We start from the raw sequence: 14,414 nt of genomic DNA, 5'->3' as shown, positions 1-14,414 counted from the left end.
GCCCGAGGCATGATCGGGATGACGGACCGGGTTCCAGCCGAGGCGCTCCAGATGCCGGAGCGCGGACGTCCCCGCCAGCCGCCACATGACGGACCGGTTCAGCGGCATCCGGCGGCTCACGGCTGCGGGTAGTGCCGCGCGACGGTCTCCGGCAGGACGAGGTACGCCTCGCCGTCGACGATCTCCGCGACGGGCTCGTGCACGACGATCTCGCGCCGCGCCGCCAGCACGTCCGCGACCGTGTCGAACGCGGCCAGCTCCGCCAGCGTCGCGACGGTCGGCGGGAGCATCGGCCACTCGCCCTTCTCCGCACGCTCCGCCGCCTCCGCCGGACGCACCCAGGCGACCCGGTCGGCCTCGGTGCTGACGTCCCTGGCCCGCTGCCCCCGCGGCATCGCGGCCACGAAGAACCGGGTGTCGTACCGCTTCGGCTCGATCTTGGGGGTGATCCAGTGCGCCCACGGGCGGAGCAGGTCCGCGCGGAGCACGAGGCCGCGCCTCGCCAGGAACTCGCCGAACGACTGCGACCGGTCGAGGAGCGCCTGCCGGTCGGCCTCCCAGTCGTCCCCGCGGGTGTCGTCCACGACCGTCTCGCCCGTCGGCCCCGCGAGCAGGACGAGCGTCTCCTCGAACGTCTCCCGGACGGCCGCGCAGACCAGCTCCCTCGCGAGCGTCTCGTCCGCTTTGAACGCCCTGCCCCACTCGGCGGGAGGCGGGCCGGACCAGGCAGGCTCCGCCTCCCCGTCGCGCGGGTCGACCGAGCCGCCGGGGAACACGTACGCGCCCGGCGCGAACACCATCGACCGGACGCGGCGCAGCATGAACGCCTGCAGCCCGTGCCGCTCGTGGTCGCGCAGCACGACGACCGTCGCCGCGTGACGGGCGGGCGGGGGCTCGGCACGGCCGTCCCGAATCGCCTCTACCTGGTCCCGGAACGAGTCCGGCAGCTTGAGCCCGTTGGTGATCCCCATGGCGGCCAATTCGGACATACCGAATGGCATTCCGTCAAGAGACCTCGGCGATCAACTCCACCTCGACCGGCACGTCGCGCGGCAGGACGGCCACGCCGACGGCGCTGCGCGCGTGCCTGCCCGCGTCCCCGAACACCTCGGCCAGCAGGTCGCTCGCCCCGTTGATCACCTCGGGCTGGCCGTGGAAGTCCGGGGCGCTCGCCACGAACCCGACGACCTTCACGATCCGGACGACCCGCGACAGCTCGCCGAGCTCGGCCTTCAGCGCCGCGATGCAGTTCAGCGCGCAGATCCGCGCCTGCCGCACCGCCTCCTCCACGTCGACCTCGGCGCCCACCTTCCCGGTGACGCCCAGCTCGCCTTTGACCAGCGGGACCTGCCCGGCGGTGTACACCAGCGACCCCGTCCGGGCCGTCGGCACATAGGACGCGACCGGCGGGACGACCTCCGGCAGCTCGATTCCCAGTTCGCGGATCCGCTCTTCGGGCGTGCTCATGCCACTCCTCCTACGACTGGACTTCGCGCTTGAAGTAAGCCACGAGGTTCTCCGGGTTCGGCCCCGGCAGGACGGTCACGAGCTCCCACCCGTCCTGTCCCCAGTTGTCGAGAATCTGCTTGGTCGCGTGCACCAGCAGCGGAACGGTCGCGTACTCCCACTTCTTCATGGCCCTCACCCTAGCGATGGGCGGGCCCAGGTCACCGCGCGGCGGCGTCGTACCGCTCCCGCGCCTCGTGGACGTCCTCGATGTGGCGGTTCGCCCACTCCAGCATCGAGGTGATCAACGGCATGATGCGCTCGCCCAGCACCGTCAGCGCGTACTCGACCTGGACCGGCACGGACGGCGTCACGGTCCGCGCCACGAAACCGTCCCGCTCCAGGGACCGCAGCGTCTGCGTCAGCATCTTCGCGCTGACCCCGGGCATGGCGCGGCTGATCTCGGCATACCTGCGCGGCCCCTCCGCCAGCTCGACGAGGACCATCGTGCTCCACTGCTTGCCGACGATGCCCATCAACTGGTTCATCGGGCACGCCTCCATGAACGCCTCGAAGGCCGCCTTCTCCTGCTCGCGGCGCTGCGCCGCCGTCATCGTCGCCATGCTGCGGGCTCACTTCCTGGTGACGAACGCACTCTTGGGTAACCTCTTCCGGCGCACCGCTGTTCCGGCGAAGGTGGCGAATGCGGGGCGTCCCCGCACCCCACCTCACCAAGGAGTTGCGGCATGCACGCGATCATCGTCAGGAAGGCCGGCGGACCCGAGGCCCTGGAAGACGCCGAGATACCCGTCCCCGAACCCGGGCCGGGGCAGGTCCGGATCCGGGTGGCGGCCGCGGCCGTCAACCCGGTCGACCGGGCGGTCCGCTCCGGCGCCCTGGCGGAGGCCGGCCTGATGCCCGCCTTCGGCACCCGCCCCTGGTTCGGCGTCGGCATGGACGTCGCCGGAACCGTCGACGCCGTCGGCCCGGACGTCACCCGGCTCGCCCCCGGAGACGCCGTCGTCGGCCTCCAGGACAGGCTGGACATCCCGCTCGGCGCCTACGCCGAGGCCCTCGTCCTCGACGCCACCGCCGTCACCCACGCACCCCGCTCGGCGTCCCCCGTCGAGGCGGCGACGCTCCCGCTGAACGCACTGACCGCCCTCCAGGCGCTCGACCTCCTCGACCTGCCGGAAGGAGCCTCACTCCTGGTCACAGGCGCCGCCGGCGCGGTCGGCGGCTACGCCGTCGAACTGGCCGCCCACCGAGGCCTCCGCGTCGTCGCCTCCGCCTCCACGGGGGACGAGCCCCTCGTCCGCCGCCTCGGCGCGGACATGTTCGTCCCCCGCGACGCGCACCTCTCGGACGCCGTCCGCGCACTGGTCCCCGGCGGCGTAGACGGCGCCGTGGACGCGGCCCTCCTGGCCGGCGCCGCCCTCGACGCCGTCCGGAACGGCGGGACGTTCGCCACCGTCAACGGCGGCCCGGCCATCCCGGTCCCGCTGCGCGGCATCACCGTCCGCAACGAATGGATCAGCGCCGACGCCCCCCAGCTCACCCGCCTGGCCGCACTGGTGGACGAGGGCCACCTGACCCTCCGCGTAGCCGACACCCTCCCCCTGACCGAGGCCCGCAAGGCCCACGAACGCCTAGAGTCCACCCCCCTACGCGGCCGCATGGTCCTCACCCCCTGAGAGCACGGGGGCGCGGCGTGGTCTTCTAGCGGGCGTCCTGCTCGGCGCGGAGCATGACGCGGCGGAGGAGGTCCGAGAGCATGCGGCGTTCCTCGGGGGTCAGCGCGTCGAGGAGGCGGGTCTCCTCGACGCCCACTCCGTCCAGGGCCTCCCGCCAGGCGGCGCGGCCCGCGGGGGTGAGCTCGACGATGACCCGGCGGCGGTCGGTGGCGGACGGCGACCTGCGAACGTAACCGCGGCGCTCCAGCGCGTCCAGGCGGCCGGTGATCGAGTTCGGCGGCATGCCGAGGTCGGCGGCGAGCTGGGAGGGCGCGGCGGTCCCGTGCCGGCCGGCGAGGGCGTGGAGCGTGTCGTACTCGTGCCGCTGCAGGCCGGAGGCGACGAGAAGGTCCTCCCGGACGCGATTGATGTGCTTGACGAAGCGTCCCATCCGGGTGACGGCGCCCTCCGTGTCCGGATCGAGGTCCGGGAGGATCGGCGTCCACCGCGCGACGTGCTCGTCAGTCCGGTCTCTGTCGCCCATGGCGGCGATCGTATCCAGATGCTTTGTTCGCTAGACGATAATTCGTTGGCGAATAACTCTGCGCCGAACTACCTTCGCGCCATGGCTCACCCACCGCGCGGCCGGGACTTCCGGTTGCTGTTCTGCGCGCGCGTCCTGTCCCTGACCGGCGATGCCGCTCTGTTCGCCGCGCTCGAACCGATCGGCGGGTCGCCGCAGCTCTGGCATCTCGCGGTCGCGCAAGCGCGACCGTCCAGGTGGGCGCCGTCGGGCTCGTCGTGGGGGCACTCGTCGCCGCCCGCGTCCGGCCGCGCCGTCCCGTCCTCGTCGCGAACGCGGGCCTCGCCACCCTGGCCCTGCCCCTCGCCCTGCTGGCCGCCCACGCGCCCGCACCCCTGGTCATCGGCGCATACGGGCTCGCGCTGACCGGGCTCGGCGTCCTCAACCCCACCTGGGAGACCGTCGTGCAGATGAGCATCCCGCCGCAGGCGCTGGCCCGCGTGACGTCCTGGTGCCGACGAGCGCGGCACCGCCACCGGCCCCGGGCGGCCCCTCGAACTAGGGCGTTGCGGGACGCGGCGGCTGGTGTCCGTCCTGGTTCAGGTAGGTGGTTGCTGGTCGCCCTCGGTGCGGGCGTCGGGGGCGCCGGTGATGCCGCGCTGCTCGTCGTCCTGCGGGGCCGCCACCTGGGACTTCGGCTCGTCCAGCCCGATGACGGGCGGGACGTCATCGGCCGACTTCAGCGTGGACGGCTGCTCCGCCGCCTTCGCCAGTTCCGCCTCGGCCCTGGCGAGCCGCTCCGCGAGGCCGGGCTTGTCGTCCCCGCTCCCGGACTCGCCGCTCTGGGGGGCACCGCCGGTGACGCGGTCGAAGAACCGCAGCACCTCGACCGGCAGCGGCATGACCAGCGTACTGTTCTTCTCGGCCGACACCTCCACGACCGTCTGCAGCAGGCGCAGCTGGAGGGCCGCCGGGTCCTGCGACATGATCTCCGCGGCGGCGGCGAGCCGCTTGGACGCCTGGAACTCGCCGTCCGCGGTGATGATCCGGGCGCGGCGCTCCCGCTCGGCCTCGGCCTGCCGGGCCATCGACCGCTTCATGCCCTCCGGCAGCGACACGTCCTTGATCTCGACCCGCTCGATCAGGATGCCCCACGGCCCCTCGGTGATCTCGTCGATGATCGCCCGCAGGCGCATGTTGATCTTCTCGCGCTCGCCGAGCAGCTCCTGCATGTCCGCCTGCCCGATGACCGACCGCAGCGACGTCTGCGCCACCTGCGAGACCGCGTAGCCGTAGTTGTGGACGTTCACGATCGCCTTCACCGGATCGATCACCCGGAAGTAGACGACGGCGTCCACGCGGACGCTCACGTTGTCCTGGGTGATGCCGTCCTGTCCGGGCACCCCCATGGTGATCGTCTGCTGGCTGACCTTCTGCATCCGCTCGATGATCGGCAAAATCACCGTCAGGCCCGGCTCGCGGACCGCGCCGGGACGCAGCTGGCCGCCGCGCTGCACCTGGCCGAAGCGGAACACGATCCCGCGCTCGAACTGCTGAACGATGCGGATGGACGACGACAGGACGATCAGCCCGCCGACGAGGACGATGAGCAAGATGACCAGGGCCACCGCTGCCATCACGGCACCTCTTCTCGCATGGTCGGCCGGGCACCGGGAGCGCACCCCCGGAATCCCGGCAGGCTTCTGGACCCGTACGATCCAGGCGGAACCGCCGGGAGCAACGGTTCACGTTTCCCAGCTAACCGCGCGGGCAGGCCGGATGACAACGTCCGGGCGGGTCGACCCGGACGGCATCGTGTCAGGGATCACTTGCACGAGGGCCTCCGCCCTCTCAAGTGTTTGACGGGCGAACGATATGGTCGATCGGGTGAGTGCGAGAGACACCGACTGGGACGGCGTACGCCTCCATGTGGTCACCGGGAAGGGCGGCACGGGCAAGACGACCGTCGCGGCCGCCCTCGCCCTTGCTCTGGCCGCCGGAGGCCGCAAGGTCCTGCTCGTCGAGGTCGAGGGGCGCCAGGGCATCGCCCAGCTCTTCGACTGCCCGCCGCTCCCGTACGAGGAGCGCCGCGTCGCCGTCGCCCCGGACGGCGGGGACGTCTACGCGCTGGCCATCGACACCGAAGAGGCGCTCATCGAGTACCTCGAGATGTTCTACAACCTCAAGCGTGCCGGAAAGGCGATGACCAAGCTCGGCATCGTCGACTTCGTCACCACCATCGCCCCCGGCCTCCGCGACGTGATCCTCACCGGCAAGACCTCCGAGTCGGTACGCCGCAAGAAGAAGGACGGCTCCTTCATCTACGACGCCGTCGTGATGGACGCCCCGCCCACCGGCCGCATCACCAAGTTCCTGAACGTCAACGATGAGGTGTCCGGCCTCGCCAAGGTCGGCCCTGTCCGGAACCACGCCGACACCGTGATGAAGGTCGTCCGCAGCCCCGAGACCGCGGTGCACTTCGTCACGCTCCTGGAAGAGATGCCCGTCCAGGAAACGATGGACGGCATCCACGCCCTCACCGAGGTCGGCCTCCCGGTCGGCGGTGTGATCGTCAACATGGAGCACCAGCCCGTCCTGACCGAGGACGACCTCGCCGCTGCCGCCGCCGGCACGCTCGACACCGACGAGATCATCCGCGGCGTGAAGGCCGCCGGCCTGGAGCACGACGCCGAGTCGATCGGCGCCGTCCTCGCCGCCGAGGCCACCGACCACGCCCGCCGCACGGCCCTGCAGCGCCGCGAGAAGGAACGCCTGGAGTCGATCGACCGCCCCCGCTACACCCTCCCCCTCCTCTCGGACGGCATGGACCTCGCCGGCCTCTACGACCTGGCCGCCGCCCTCCGCGCCCAGGGCGCCGCATGACCCCCCACCCCATTCCCAGCACCCCCGCCCAGCCGCGCTCCGATCCGATCGAGGACGTCGCACCCGTGCCCGGCGCCACGCAGCCCAACACCTCCACACCCGACCAGCCACGGCACGCCACAACCGCGCCCAGTTCGGCACCGCAGATCGCACCCCGCCCCAAACGGCGCGATGCAACCACCCTCGGCGGCGTAGCCGTGCCCGATCGGGTAGGCGGCGGGATTGCGTCTGCTGTATCGCCTGGTGGGGTTTCGTGGGTGGCGTTGGACGATGCTGGGGCGGTGCCGCCAGGTGTTTCGTGGGTCGCGCTGGATGATGGGCGCGGGCTCCGGCCGGACGTGAGCGTTCGCCAGGCGCGCAGGTTTGACGCGTTCCGGCACCGTGACGGCGATGACGAGCAAGCGGCGCGTGGGCGTGGTGGCGTTGGGGAAGGGCCCTTCCGAGCCAGGGCACGGACGGCAGAGGTGAACCGATGAGCCCGATCAGCAAGACCCCTCCGGCACTGGACGTCGACGGGCTGCTCGACGACCCCCGCACGAAGATCATCGTGTGCTGCGGTTCCGGGGGCGTCGGGAAGACCACCACGGCCGCCGCGCTCGGGGTGCGCGCCGCCGAGCGGGGACGGGACGTGGTCGTCCTCACCGTGGACCCGGCGCGCCGGCTCGCCCAGTCGATGGGCCTGTCGGAGCTCGACAACAACCCGCGCAAGATCGAGGTCGATGGCGACGGCGAGCTGCACGCCATGATGCTCGACATGAAGCGGACGTTCGACGAGATCGTCGAGGCGCACGCAGACCCGGACCGCGCGAAGCAGATCCTCGCCAACCCCTTCTACCAGTCGCTGTCGTCCAGCCTGTCCGGGACGCAGGAGTACATGGCGATGGAGAAGCTCGGGCAGCTGCACCGGTCCGGCGCCTGGGACCTGATCGTCGTCGACACCCCGCCGTCCCGCAACGCGCTGGACTTCCTGGACGCGCCCGAGCGGATGGGCCGCTTCCTCGACGGCCGCTTCATGAAGATCCTCGCTGCGCCGGCCAAGACCGGCGGGCGCTTCGGCGTCAAGGTGATCAGCGCCGGGTTCGGCATGTTCACCGGCGTCATCAACAAGGTCCTCGGCGTCCAGCTGCTGCGGGACGTGCAGACCTTCGTCGCCGCCTTCGACACGATGTTCGGCGGGTTCCGCGAGCGCGCCGAGAAGACGTTCAAGCTGCTGCAGACCCCCGGCACCGCGTTCCTCGTCGTCGCCGCGCCCGAGCCGGACGCCCTCCGCGAGGCGTCCTACTTCGTCGAGCGTCTCGCCGAGGAACGCATGCCGCTCGCCGGGCTCGTCGTCAACCGCGTCCACGAGTCCGCCGCCGACACCTTGTCGGCCGCCCGAAGCCAGGCCGCCGCCGAGACGCTGGAGGAACGCGGCGAGCACAAGCTGACCGCCGCGCTGCTCCGCCTCCACACCGACCGCATGCAGCTTTCCGCCCGCGAGGAGCGACTCCGCGACCACTTCGCGTCCACGCACCCGACCGTCCCTGTCACGGCCGTCCCCGCCCAGGCGGAGGACGTCCACGACCTGGCCGGCCTGCGCCAGGTCGGCGAAGACCTGGCGGCCCCCACCTCATCCGCACCGGCAGCCTGACCCCGACCACAAGCACCCCTCCTTCCCCGGCTGGACGCGCCCAGCTGCCCTCCGCGGCGTCTCACAGCCTTGGCATGCAACGTCGGGCGATCCCTGCGGCGCACCGACTAGTAGGCCAGGTGAAGCGACCGGCGCCTACAACCCGGGCGCCTTGCAGGACACACCCAGCGGAGCCGCGCGGGTCGGGGAGGCGGTACTGGTCGGTTCGCGGGTGGCCATGACGAGGCGGAAGATCGCCACCTCCGCCCCGCCCCACGACCTCGCCATCCGGCGCGGCAGGTGAGGCATTGGATCACGACCAATGACCCCTGCCCGGCGCGATCGCCCAACCCCGCCGAGCGGGGACGAGGCGACCCTGACGACCACGTACAGGTGGAGGCGATCTGCGCAGCCCAGCCTATTGTGAACGGTGCGTACTCCACCGTTGGCGGTGACTCGGTGTAGCCAGAAGCTGATCAGATGACCGCAACACGAACACTTGCGGTATCTACCTTCGCGCCACCCTGTGCATTCACCGCAAGCCGATCGAGGCGATAGCGACACAACGCACTCGGAAAGACCACCACCTGCGGCTTTGCCTCCGCAGCAACCTGATCGAGCTCGCGCGTTGAGCGGCATGAAGCCCTGGCGGAAGCGGCGCGTTCGAGCCGATCAACCGCCGAAACCGCCAAGTCCCGCGGTGCGTGGAGATCCACGGCTGCGAGCACGGCACGTTCCTCGCCACCGCTCCGGGACATAGTCGTGGACGTTGACGGCGTGCTCGGCCCGAACGAGGTCGCGCTATTACTAGGCTCAGCCGCTCACCATGCCTGGTCATAGTGGCGTCGGCCGCAGCGCGGGAGGCCGCGGTGGCGGGGCTTAGCCGTGATGCGTCGCAACAGGCGGCAGTTTTCCCCACAGCAGGGTACGGCGGTCACCGTTTCGGTCGTGGGCCGTAGTGTGCCCGCGGTGGGCGGCAGCGTGGTGGAGCGATCGCGAGCGGGCTAGGCATCTGGCACGCGACATCGCGCGTCAAGCGCACTGCACTCGTCCAGATCGAGATACTCGGCCTGGCCTGAGGCGTGGCGACGGGCCTGTACCGGTTGGAGGACGGTACAGGCCCGCGGTCACGCTTCTATTGGACCTTCCCGGTCCTTGAACCCCTGCCGGACGGGCCGCTGGGGCCCGCCGAGGTCAGCTGGCGACGAGTTCTTCCTCGTCGACCTCGACCGACCGCTCGTACTCGTCCTTCGCGGTCTCCAGCAGGTCGCGCCACGATCGCACATCCGGCCGCCGCCGTAGCAGAGCACGGCGTTCACGCTCGGTCATGCCGCCCCAGACACCGAACTCGATCCGGTTGTCGAGGGCGTCAGCGAGACACTCCGTGCGCACTGGGCAGCCGCGGCAGATGAGCTTGGCCCGGTTCTGCGCCGCTCCCTGCACGAACAGGGCATCCGGATCCGCGTTACGGCAGGCGGCGCGGGCGGTCCAATCCGTGATCCACATCTTGGCCCCACTCCCCTAGGGTCTGTGTCGATTTGCGCTCCTTGGCCGGACGGGCGCGGACGTCAGGCCGCCAAACGAAAGCCGTGGGGAAGAACTTACGGAAGCGAGGGACGTTTCAACAGCCCCCGATGGGCCCATTCTCGATATAGCCCACCGGGGCCATACCGCCGGAACGGACTAGTTACCTGTAGTTGACGCGCCAGACACGACGCAGGTTGTCATCATGAGGGCATACCGGACGAACGTCCTGATCGTGCGGCCCGGAAAGCGGGGGCGGTGGCGGACCTGTCCCTAATGCACTGCTCGTCCCGCGTACCCTATACCTCGTGCGCGTTGCGAAAACGGATCGGGTCAAGGCTGCGTCCACGCTGTTCAGGCTGCTCGGGGCTGGGGTGGTGGCAGGGCTCATCGTCGCGCTCATCGCGCTGCCGACGGTCGGCAGTGCCGGGCTGACGGCCCGCGACGCCGCCAACAACTTCGAGGACATGGAGGGCGAGCTCAAGACGACACCACCGTCCGAGAAGACGGTGATGTACGACGCGAGCGGCAAGCAGGTCGCCACGTTCTTCGACAAGTACCGCGAGTCCGTCCGGCTCGACCAGGTCAACCCGATCATGCGCAAGGCGATCATCGACATCGAGGACTCGCGGTTCTACGAGCACGGCGCGCTCGACCTCAAGGGCACCATCCGCGCCCTCGCGTCCAACGTCGAGTCCGAGCAGACGCAGGGCGGGTCCACGCTCACCCAGCAGTACGTCAAGAACCTCCTCGTCGACAGCGCCCGGACGCAGGAGGAGTACCGCGAGGCCACGGCCCCCACCGTCGGGCGCAAGCTCCGTGAACTGCGCTACGCCCTCGACATCGAGCAGCGCATGACCAAGGACCAGATCCTTGAGGGCTACCTGAACATCGCCTACTTCGGCGCCGGCGCGTACGGGGTCCAGGCGGCGGCCAAGCGCTACTTCAGCGTCCCCGCCAGCAAGCTCAACCTCGGACAGGCCGCCCTGCTCGCCGGCATCACGCAGAACCCCGCCGCGTTCGACCCGATCCGCAACCCGCAGGACGCGCGGCACCGGCGCGACATCGTCCTCAACCGGATGGCCCAGCTCGGGCACATCAGCAAGGCCCAGGCGGACGAGGAAGCCGCCAAGCCGATCGAGCTGAACCGCACCGACCCGGTCGGCGGCTGCCAGTCCAGCAAGGCGCCGTACTTCTGCGAGTACGTGAAGTACGACATGCTCAACATCCTGTCGGACGGCAAGTACTGGGAACTCGAGCCGAAGCAGCAGCAGGCCGTCGTCAACGAGCTCAACCGGGGCGGCTACACGATCCGCACCACCCTCGACATGGACGACCAGCGCGCCGTCGACAAGACGCTGCGCAGCACCGTCGCCCCCGGCGGCAACCGCGTCGGCGCCGAGGCGATGGTCGAGCCCGGCACCGGCAAGATCAAGGCGATCGGGCTCAGCAAGCGGTTCGGCCCCGGCAAGGGCCGGACGACGATCAACCTGCCCGCCGACTCCCACCACGGCGGCGGCAACGGCGTGTCCGCGGGCTCGACGTTCAAGATCTTCACGCTGGCCGCCGCGCTCGACCAGGGCATCCCGGTCAGCACCACGATCAACTCGCCGCAGACGACCACGATCGGCGGCTTCCAGCCGTGCCGCTACACCGGGATGTACCAGGGCAAGAAGGTCAAGAACGCCATGATCGGCGGCGGCACCTGGACGCTGTCCAACGCCGGCGACAGCGAGAAGGGCAACTTCAACCTCAAGACCGGCACCTGGCACTCGGTCAACACGTTCTACGCCCACCTGGAGAAGCGCGTCGGCGTCTGCAACGCCGTCAAGATGGCCGAGAAATTCGGGATGAAGCAGGGCAACGGCAACCCGCTCCTGCCGATCGCGTCCCAGGTCCTCGGCGTCAACGACATCGACATGGTGCACCTCGCCGCCGCCTACGCCGGCTTCGCCGCCCGCGGCAAGTACTGCGCACCGATCTCCGTCACCGAGGTCGTCGACCCCGAGGGCAAGAAGCTGAAGCTGCCCAAGCAGGACTGCCACCAGGCCCTGGACGAGGACGTCGCCGACAAGGTCAACTCGATCCTCCAGGGCGTCCTCACCAAGGGCACCGCGGCCGGACGCGGCATCGGCCGCCCCGCCGCCGGCAAGACCGGAACCTGTGAAGAGTTCACCTGCGCCGTGTTCGCCGGATTCACCCCGAACCTCGCCGCCGCCACCGCCTACTGGGACTTCCGCGGCCCCTGGCAGTACAAGGTCTACGGCGTCTACGGGGCTGACATCCCCGGCGGAATCTGGCAGCAGTCCATGCGGAGCGCCCTCTCCGGCGAGCCCGCGCCCGGCTTCCGCACCCCGTCCCGCGACTTCGGCGACACCACCCGCGTCCCGCAGGTGAAGGGCGACACGATCGCCGCCGCCACCGCCAAACTCAGGGGGGCCGACCTGAAGGTCAAGGTCGCGCCCGGGTCCGTCCGGTCCGACCAGCCGCGCGGGACGGTCGTGGCCACGTCCCCGGACGCCGGCACCGAGGTCCCGCCCGGCAGCACCGTCATCCTGTACGTGAGCAGCGGCAAGAAGGGCGACGGACGCGGCAGAGGGAACGGGCAGTAACCCCCTGACTGAGACGCAAGGGCCCGGCGATCATGCCGGGCCCTTCCTCATTCCGCGAGCTGGCGCCTGACCTCGGCGGCGACGCGACCGCCCTCGGCACGTCCGGCCACCTTCGGGTTCACCGCCTTCATGACCTGACCCATCGCGCGCGGACCGGACGCGCCCGTCCCAGCGATCGCGTCCGCCACCAGCGCGGTCAGCTCCTCGTCCGACAGCTGCGCGGGAAGGTACTCCTCCAGCACCGCGCCCTCGTCCCGCTCCGCCTGCGCCTGGTCCTCCCGCCCCGCGTCACCGAACGCCGCCGAGGCCTCGCGGCGCTTCTTCGCCTCCCGGGTGAGCACCTTGACGACGTCGTCGTCCGACAGCTCGCGCGACTGCTTGCCGGCGACCTCCTCGTTCTTCACCGCGGTAAGGGCCATCCGCAAAGTCCGCGTGCGCACGTCGTCACGCGCCTTCATCGCGGACGCGAGGTCGGTCTCCAGCTTCTCCTTCAAGGTCATGCCCAACATCATGCCCGTCCGGCACCTTCTGCCTCATCAGGATTACCGCGCGGTGCCCATGTCTGAAAACATGGAACCCTGAGAAGGGAGAGCCGTGCGAAAGATCTACGCCGCGCCCCTGGGACTCCTGGGGGTGGGAGCCGCGACCTTCGGGTACGCCTCGCTCATCGAGCGGAACTGGTTCCGGCTCCGCCGTTTCGACGTGCCCGTGCTGGCGCCCGGCCGTCCGCCGGTGAAGATCCTGCACCTCTCCGACGCGCACCTCACCCCCGGCCGCTCGCGCCTGATCCACTGGGTCCGCTCCCTGGACGCGCTCGAACCCGACCTGGTCGTCAACACCGGCGACTCCCTCTCGCACCGCGACGCGATCGGCCCCTTCCTGGACGCCCTCGGCCCCCTCCTCGACCGTCCCGGAGTCTTCGTCTACGGGTCGAACGACCTGTACTCACCGGTGCTGAAGAACCCGCTCCGCTACATCTGGCGGACGAGCCAGTCCGACTACGACCGCCGCCGCCGCGAACCCGACCTGCCCTACCGCGAACTCGGCTCGTCCCTCCAGGCCGCCGGCTGGCTCGACCTCAACAACCGCATCGGACGCCTCAAGGTCGGCGAGCTCGACGTCGAGTTCGGCGGCATCGACGACTCCCACATCAACCGCGACCGCTACGACAAGGTCGCCGGCCCGGTCGACCCGCAGGCCGACGTCCACATCGGCGTCATGCACTCCCCCGAACCCCGCAACCTCGACCGCTTCACCGCCGACGGCTACGACCTCCTCCTCGCCGGCCACACCCACGGCGGCCAGGTCTGCGTCCCCTTCTACGGCGCCCTCGCCACCAACTGCGGCATCGACCGCCCCCGCGTGAAGGGCCTCCACCAGCACCGCGGCTCCTGGCTGCACGTCTCCGCCGGCCTCGGCACGTCCCCGAAGGCCCCCATGCGCTTCTGCTGCCCGCCCGAAGCGTCCCTCCTCACCCTCGTCCCCCGCCGGTGAGCTGGAAGACCGCCTCCTTCACCGCCTTCTGGTACGACTTCGCCGTCCAGAACCGCGTCCTCTCCCGCGTCGGAGCCCGCGTCCTCTGGAACTACGACATCGACCACCTCCACGCGTCCATCGCCGCCCAGGACCCGTCCGCCCTCACCCTCGACATCCCCTGCGGCGACGGCATAGCGGTCAACAGCAACCCCCACCACGTGGCCGCCGACCTCTCCCGCACAATGCTCACCCGAGCCCGCCGCAAGACAACGACCCTCCTCCAGGCCGACATCTACGCCCTCCCCTTCGCCGACCAGACCTTCGACGCCTGCCTCACCTACAACGGCCTCCACTGCCTCCCAGACCCCGGGGCCGCAGTACGCGAACTGGCCCGCGTCCTACGCCCAGGCGGCTGGCTCCGCGGCACAACCATCGTCCAAGGCGCCGGCCGCGACCGCCTCATACGCGTCCTCCAACGCCAAGGCACCTTCGGCAACCCAGGCACAGCCACCGACCTCCGCACCTGGCTGACCACCGCCGGCCTGACCTCGGTAGAGCTCACCCACTCCGGCGCGGTGACCGGCTTCACAGCCCGTAAATAGGGACGCAGCACCCCTCGGCATCCGCTAAGGTGGACTAGGCGCCGGGAGAACGTACGACTCCCGGGC

At 70.5% G+C, this 14,414-nt stretch carries 16 protein-coding genes; 6 read left to right on the top strand and 10 right to left on the bottom strand.

Annotated elements, in window-relative coordinates; translation table 11 throughout:
• Positions 1-116: 116 nt before the first annotated feature.
• From ABGB11_RS04900 to ABGB11_RS04885, 4 genes are read right to left on the bottom strand one after another with little or no spacing between them, the layout of a single operon-like run.
• The gene (locus tag ABGB11_RS04900) at positions 117-989 is read right to left on the bottom strand and encodes an NUDIX hydrolase (RefSeq protein ID WP_347629196.1); all 873 of its coding nucleotides are present in this window, start codon (positions 987-989) and stop codon (positions 117-119) included.
• 16 nt (positions 990-1,005) lie between these two features.
• Positions 1,006-1,467 (bottom strand): RidA family protein, encoded by a 462-nt coding sequence (locus ABGB11_RS04895; protein ID WP_347629194.1) that lies wholly within the window; start codon positions 1,465-1,467, stop codon positions 1,006-1,008.
• Between the two features lie 10 nt (positions 1,468-1,477).
• Complete coding sequence (locus tag ABGB11_RS04890; protein ID WP_021591512.1) at positions 1,478-1,636, bottom strand: DUF4177 domain-containing protein; 159 nt, start codon at positions 1,634-1,636, stop codon at positions 1,478-1,480.
• A gap of 31 nt (positions 1,637-1,667) precedes the next feature.
• Positions 1,668-2,069 (bottom strand): helix-turn-helix domain-containing protein, encoded by a 402-nt coding sequence (locus tag ABGB11_RS04885; protein WP_347629192.1) that lies wholly within the window; start codon positions 2,067-2,069, stop codon positions 1,668-1,670.
• 123 nt (positions 2,070-2,192) lie between these two features.
• Between ABGB11_RS04885 and ABGB11_RS04880 the strand changes: the two genes are divergently transcribed.
• A complete protein-coding gene (locus ABGB11_RS04880; protein WP_347629190.1) occupies positions 2,193-3,140 on the top strand; it encodes an NADP-dependent oxidoreductase in 948 nt (315 codons plus the stop codon).
• Positions 3,141-3,165: 25 nt separating this feature from the next.
• Here the strand turns inward: ABGB11_RS04880 and ABGB11_RS04875 are convergent, their stop codons facing one another.
• From ABGB11_RS04875 to ABGB11_RS04865, 3 genes are all read right to left on the bottom strand, one after another.
• Complete coding sequence (locus tag ABGB11_RS04875; RefSeq protein ID WP_347629188.1) at positions 3,166-3,663, bottom strand: MarR family transcriptional regulator; 498 nt, start codon at positions 3,661-3,663, stop codon at positions 3,166-3,168.
• A gap of 86 nt (positions 3,664-3,749) precedes the next feature.
• Positions 3,750-4,025 carry a hypothetical protein gene (locus tag ABGB11_RS04870; RefSeq protein ID WP_347629186.1) on the bottom strand — a complete coding sequence of 92 codons (276 nt, stop codon included), beginning with the start codon at positions 4,023-4,025 and terminating at the stop codon, positions 3,750-3,752.
• A 216-nt stretch (positions 4,026-4,241) separates the two neighbouring features.
• A complete protein-coding gene (locus ABGB11_RS04865) occupies positions 4,242-5,279 on the bottom strand; it encodes an SPFH domain-containing protein (protein WP_347629184.1) in 1,038 nt (345 codons plus the stop codon).
• 250 nt (positions 5,280-5,529) lie between these two features.
• On the opposite strand from ABGB11_RS04865, the gene ABGB11_RS04860 reads away from it, so the two are divergent.
• Together ABGB11_RS04860 and ABGB11_RS04855 are read left to right on the top strand one after the other, a co-directional pair.
• On the top strand, positions 5,530-6,525 hold the full coding sequence (locus tag ABGB11_RS04860; RefSeq protein ID WP_347629182.1) for an ArsA-related P-loop ATPase: 996 nt from the start codon (positions 5,530-5,532) through the stop codon (positions 6,523-6,525).
• 472 nt (positions 6,526-6,997) lie between these two features.
• The gene (locus ABGB11_RS04855; protein ID WP_347629181.1) at positions 6,998-8,155 is read left to right on the top strand and encodes an ArsA family ATPase; all 1,158 of its coding nucleotides are present in this window, start codon (positions 6,998-7,000) and stop codon (positions 8,153-8,155) included.
• Between the two features lie 455 nt (positions 8,156-8,610).
• On the opposite strand, the gene ABGB11_RS04850 is transcribed toward ABGB11_RS04855, so the two are convergent.
• Both ABGB11_RS04850 and ABGB11_RS04845 read right to left on the bottom strand, forming a co-directional pair.
• Positions 8,611-8,862 carry a hypothetical protein gene (locus ABGB11_RS04850; RefSeq protein ID WP_347629179.1) on the bottom strand — a complete coding sequence of 84 codons (252 nt, stop codon included), beginning with the start codon at positions 8,860-8,862 and terminating at the stop codon, positions 8,611-8,613.
• 466 nt (positions 8,863-9,328) lie between these two features.
• A complete protein-coding gene (locus tag ABGB11_RS04845) occupies positions 9,329-9,640 on the bottom strand; it encodes a WhiB family transcriptional regulator (protein ID WP_347629177.1) in 312 nt (103 codons plus the stop codon).
• A gap of 326 nt (positions 9,641-9,966) precedes the next feature.
• Here ABGB11_RS04845 and ABGB11_RS04840 point away from each other — a divergent pair, with 326 nt between their 5' ends.
• The gene (locus tag ABGB11_RS04840; protein WP_347629175.1) at positions 9,967-12,270 is read left to right on the top strand and encodes a transglycosylase domain-containing protein; all 2,304 of its coding nucleotides are present in this window, start codon (positions 9,967-9,969) and stop codon (positions 12,268-12,270) included.
• A gap of 47 nt (positions 12,271-12,317) precedes the next feature.
• Here the strand turns inward: ABGB11_RS04840 and ABGB11_RS04835 are convergent, their stop codons facing one another.
• A complete protein-coding gene (locus ABGB11_RS04835) occupies positions 12,318-12,770 on the bottom strand; it encodes a GatB/YqeY domain-containing protein (protein WP_347629173.1) in 453 nt (150 codons plus the stop codon).
• A gap of 94 nt (positions 12,771-12,864) precedes the next feature.
• Here ABGB11_RS04835 and ABGB11_RS04830 point away from each other — a divergent pair, with 94 nt between their 5' ends.
• Entirely contained in the window at positions 12,865-13,764 is a 900-nt protein-coding gene (locus ABGB11_RS04830) for a metallophosphoesterase (protein ID WP_347629171.1), read from the top strand.
• Positions 13,761-14,348 carry a class I SAM-dependent methyltransferase gene (locus ABGB11_RS04825; RefSeq protein ID WP_347629169.1) on the top strand — a complete coding sequence of 196 codons (588 nt, stop codon included), beginning with the start codon at positions 13,761-13,763 and terminating at the stop codon, positions 14,346-14,348. The genes ABGB11_RS04830 and ABGB11_RS04825 overlap by 4 nt, the downstream gene beginning before the upstream one ends.
• Positions 14,349-14,414: the final 66 nt, after the last annotated feature.

The sequence above is a fragment of the Actinomadura sp. B10D3 genome, assembly GCF_039871695.1.
GTDB classification, from domain to species: Bacteria; Actinomycetota; Actinomycetes; order Streptosporangiales; family Streptosporangiaceae; genus Spirillospora; species Spirillospora madurae.
Note: the sequence above shows the minus strand (reverse complement) of the source record. Positions and strands in the feature narration are given on the sequence as shown.

What these genes read in the sequence shown, in the direction of transcription:
- ABGB11_RS04890 (WP_021591512.1), bottom strand. Translation starts at nt 1,636, where the DNA reads ATGAAGAAGTGGGAGTACGCGACCGTTCCGCTGCTGGTGCACGCGACC.
- ABGB11_RS04845 (WP_347629177.1), bottom strand. Translation starts at nt 9,640, where the DNA reads ATGTGGATCACGGATTGGACCGCCCGCGCCGCCTGCCGTAACGCGGAT.
- ABGB11_RS04885 (WP_347629192.1), bottom strand. Translation starts at nt 2,069, where the DNA reads ATGGCGACGATGACGGCGGCGCAGCGCCGCGAGCAGGAGAAGGCGGCC.
- ABGB11_RS04880 (WP_347629190.1), top strand. Translation starts at nt 2,193, where the DNA reads ATGCACGCGATCATCGTCAGGAAGGCCGGCGGACCCGAGGCCCTGGAA.
- ABGB11_RS04895 (WP_347629194.1), bottom strand. Translation starts at nt 1,467, where the DNA reads ATGAGCACGCCCGAAGAGCGGATCCGCGAACTGGGAATCGAGCTGCCG.
- ABGB11_RS04855 (WP_347629181.1), top strand. Translation starts at nt 6,998, where the DNA reads ATGAGCCCGATCAGCAAGACCCCTCCGGCACTGGACGTCGACGGGCTG.
- ABGB11_RS04875 (WP_347629188.1), bottom strand. Translation starts at nt 3,663, where the DNA reads ATGGGCGACAGAGACCGGACTGACGAGCACGTCGCGCGGTGGACGCCG.
- ABGB11_RS04865 (WP_347629184.1), bottom strand. Translation starts at nt 5,279, where the DNA reads ATGGCAGCGGTGGCCCTGGTCATCTTGCTCATCGTCCTCGTCGGCGGG.
- ABGB11_RS04900 (WP_347629196.1), bottom strand. Translation starts at nt 989, where the DNA reads ATGTCCGAATTGGCCGCCATGGGGATCACCAACGGGCTCAAGCTGCCG.
- ABGB11_RS04835 (WP_347629173.1), bottom strand. Translation starts at nt 12,770, where the DNA reads ATGACCTTGAAGGAGAAGCTGGAGACCGACCTCGCGTCCGCGATGAAG.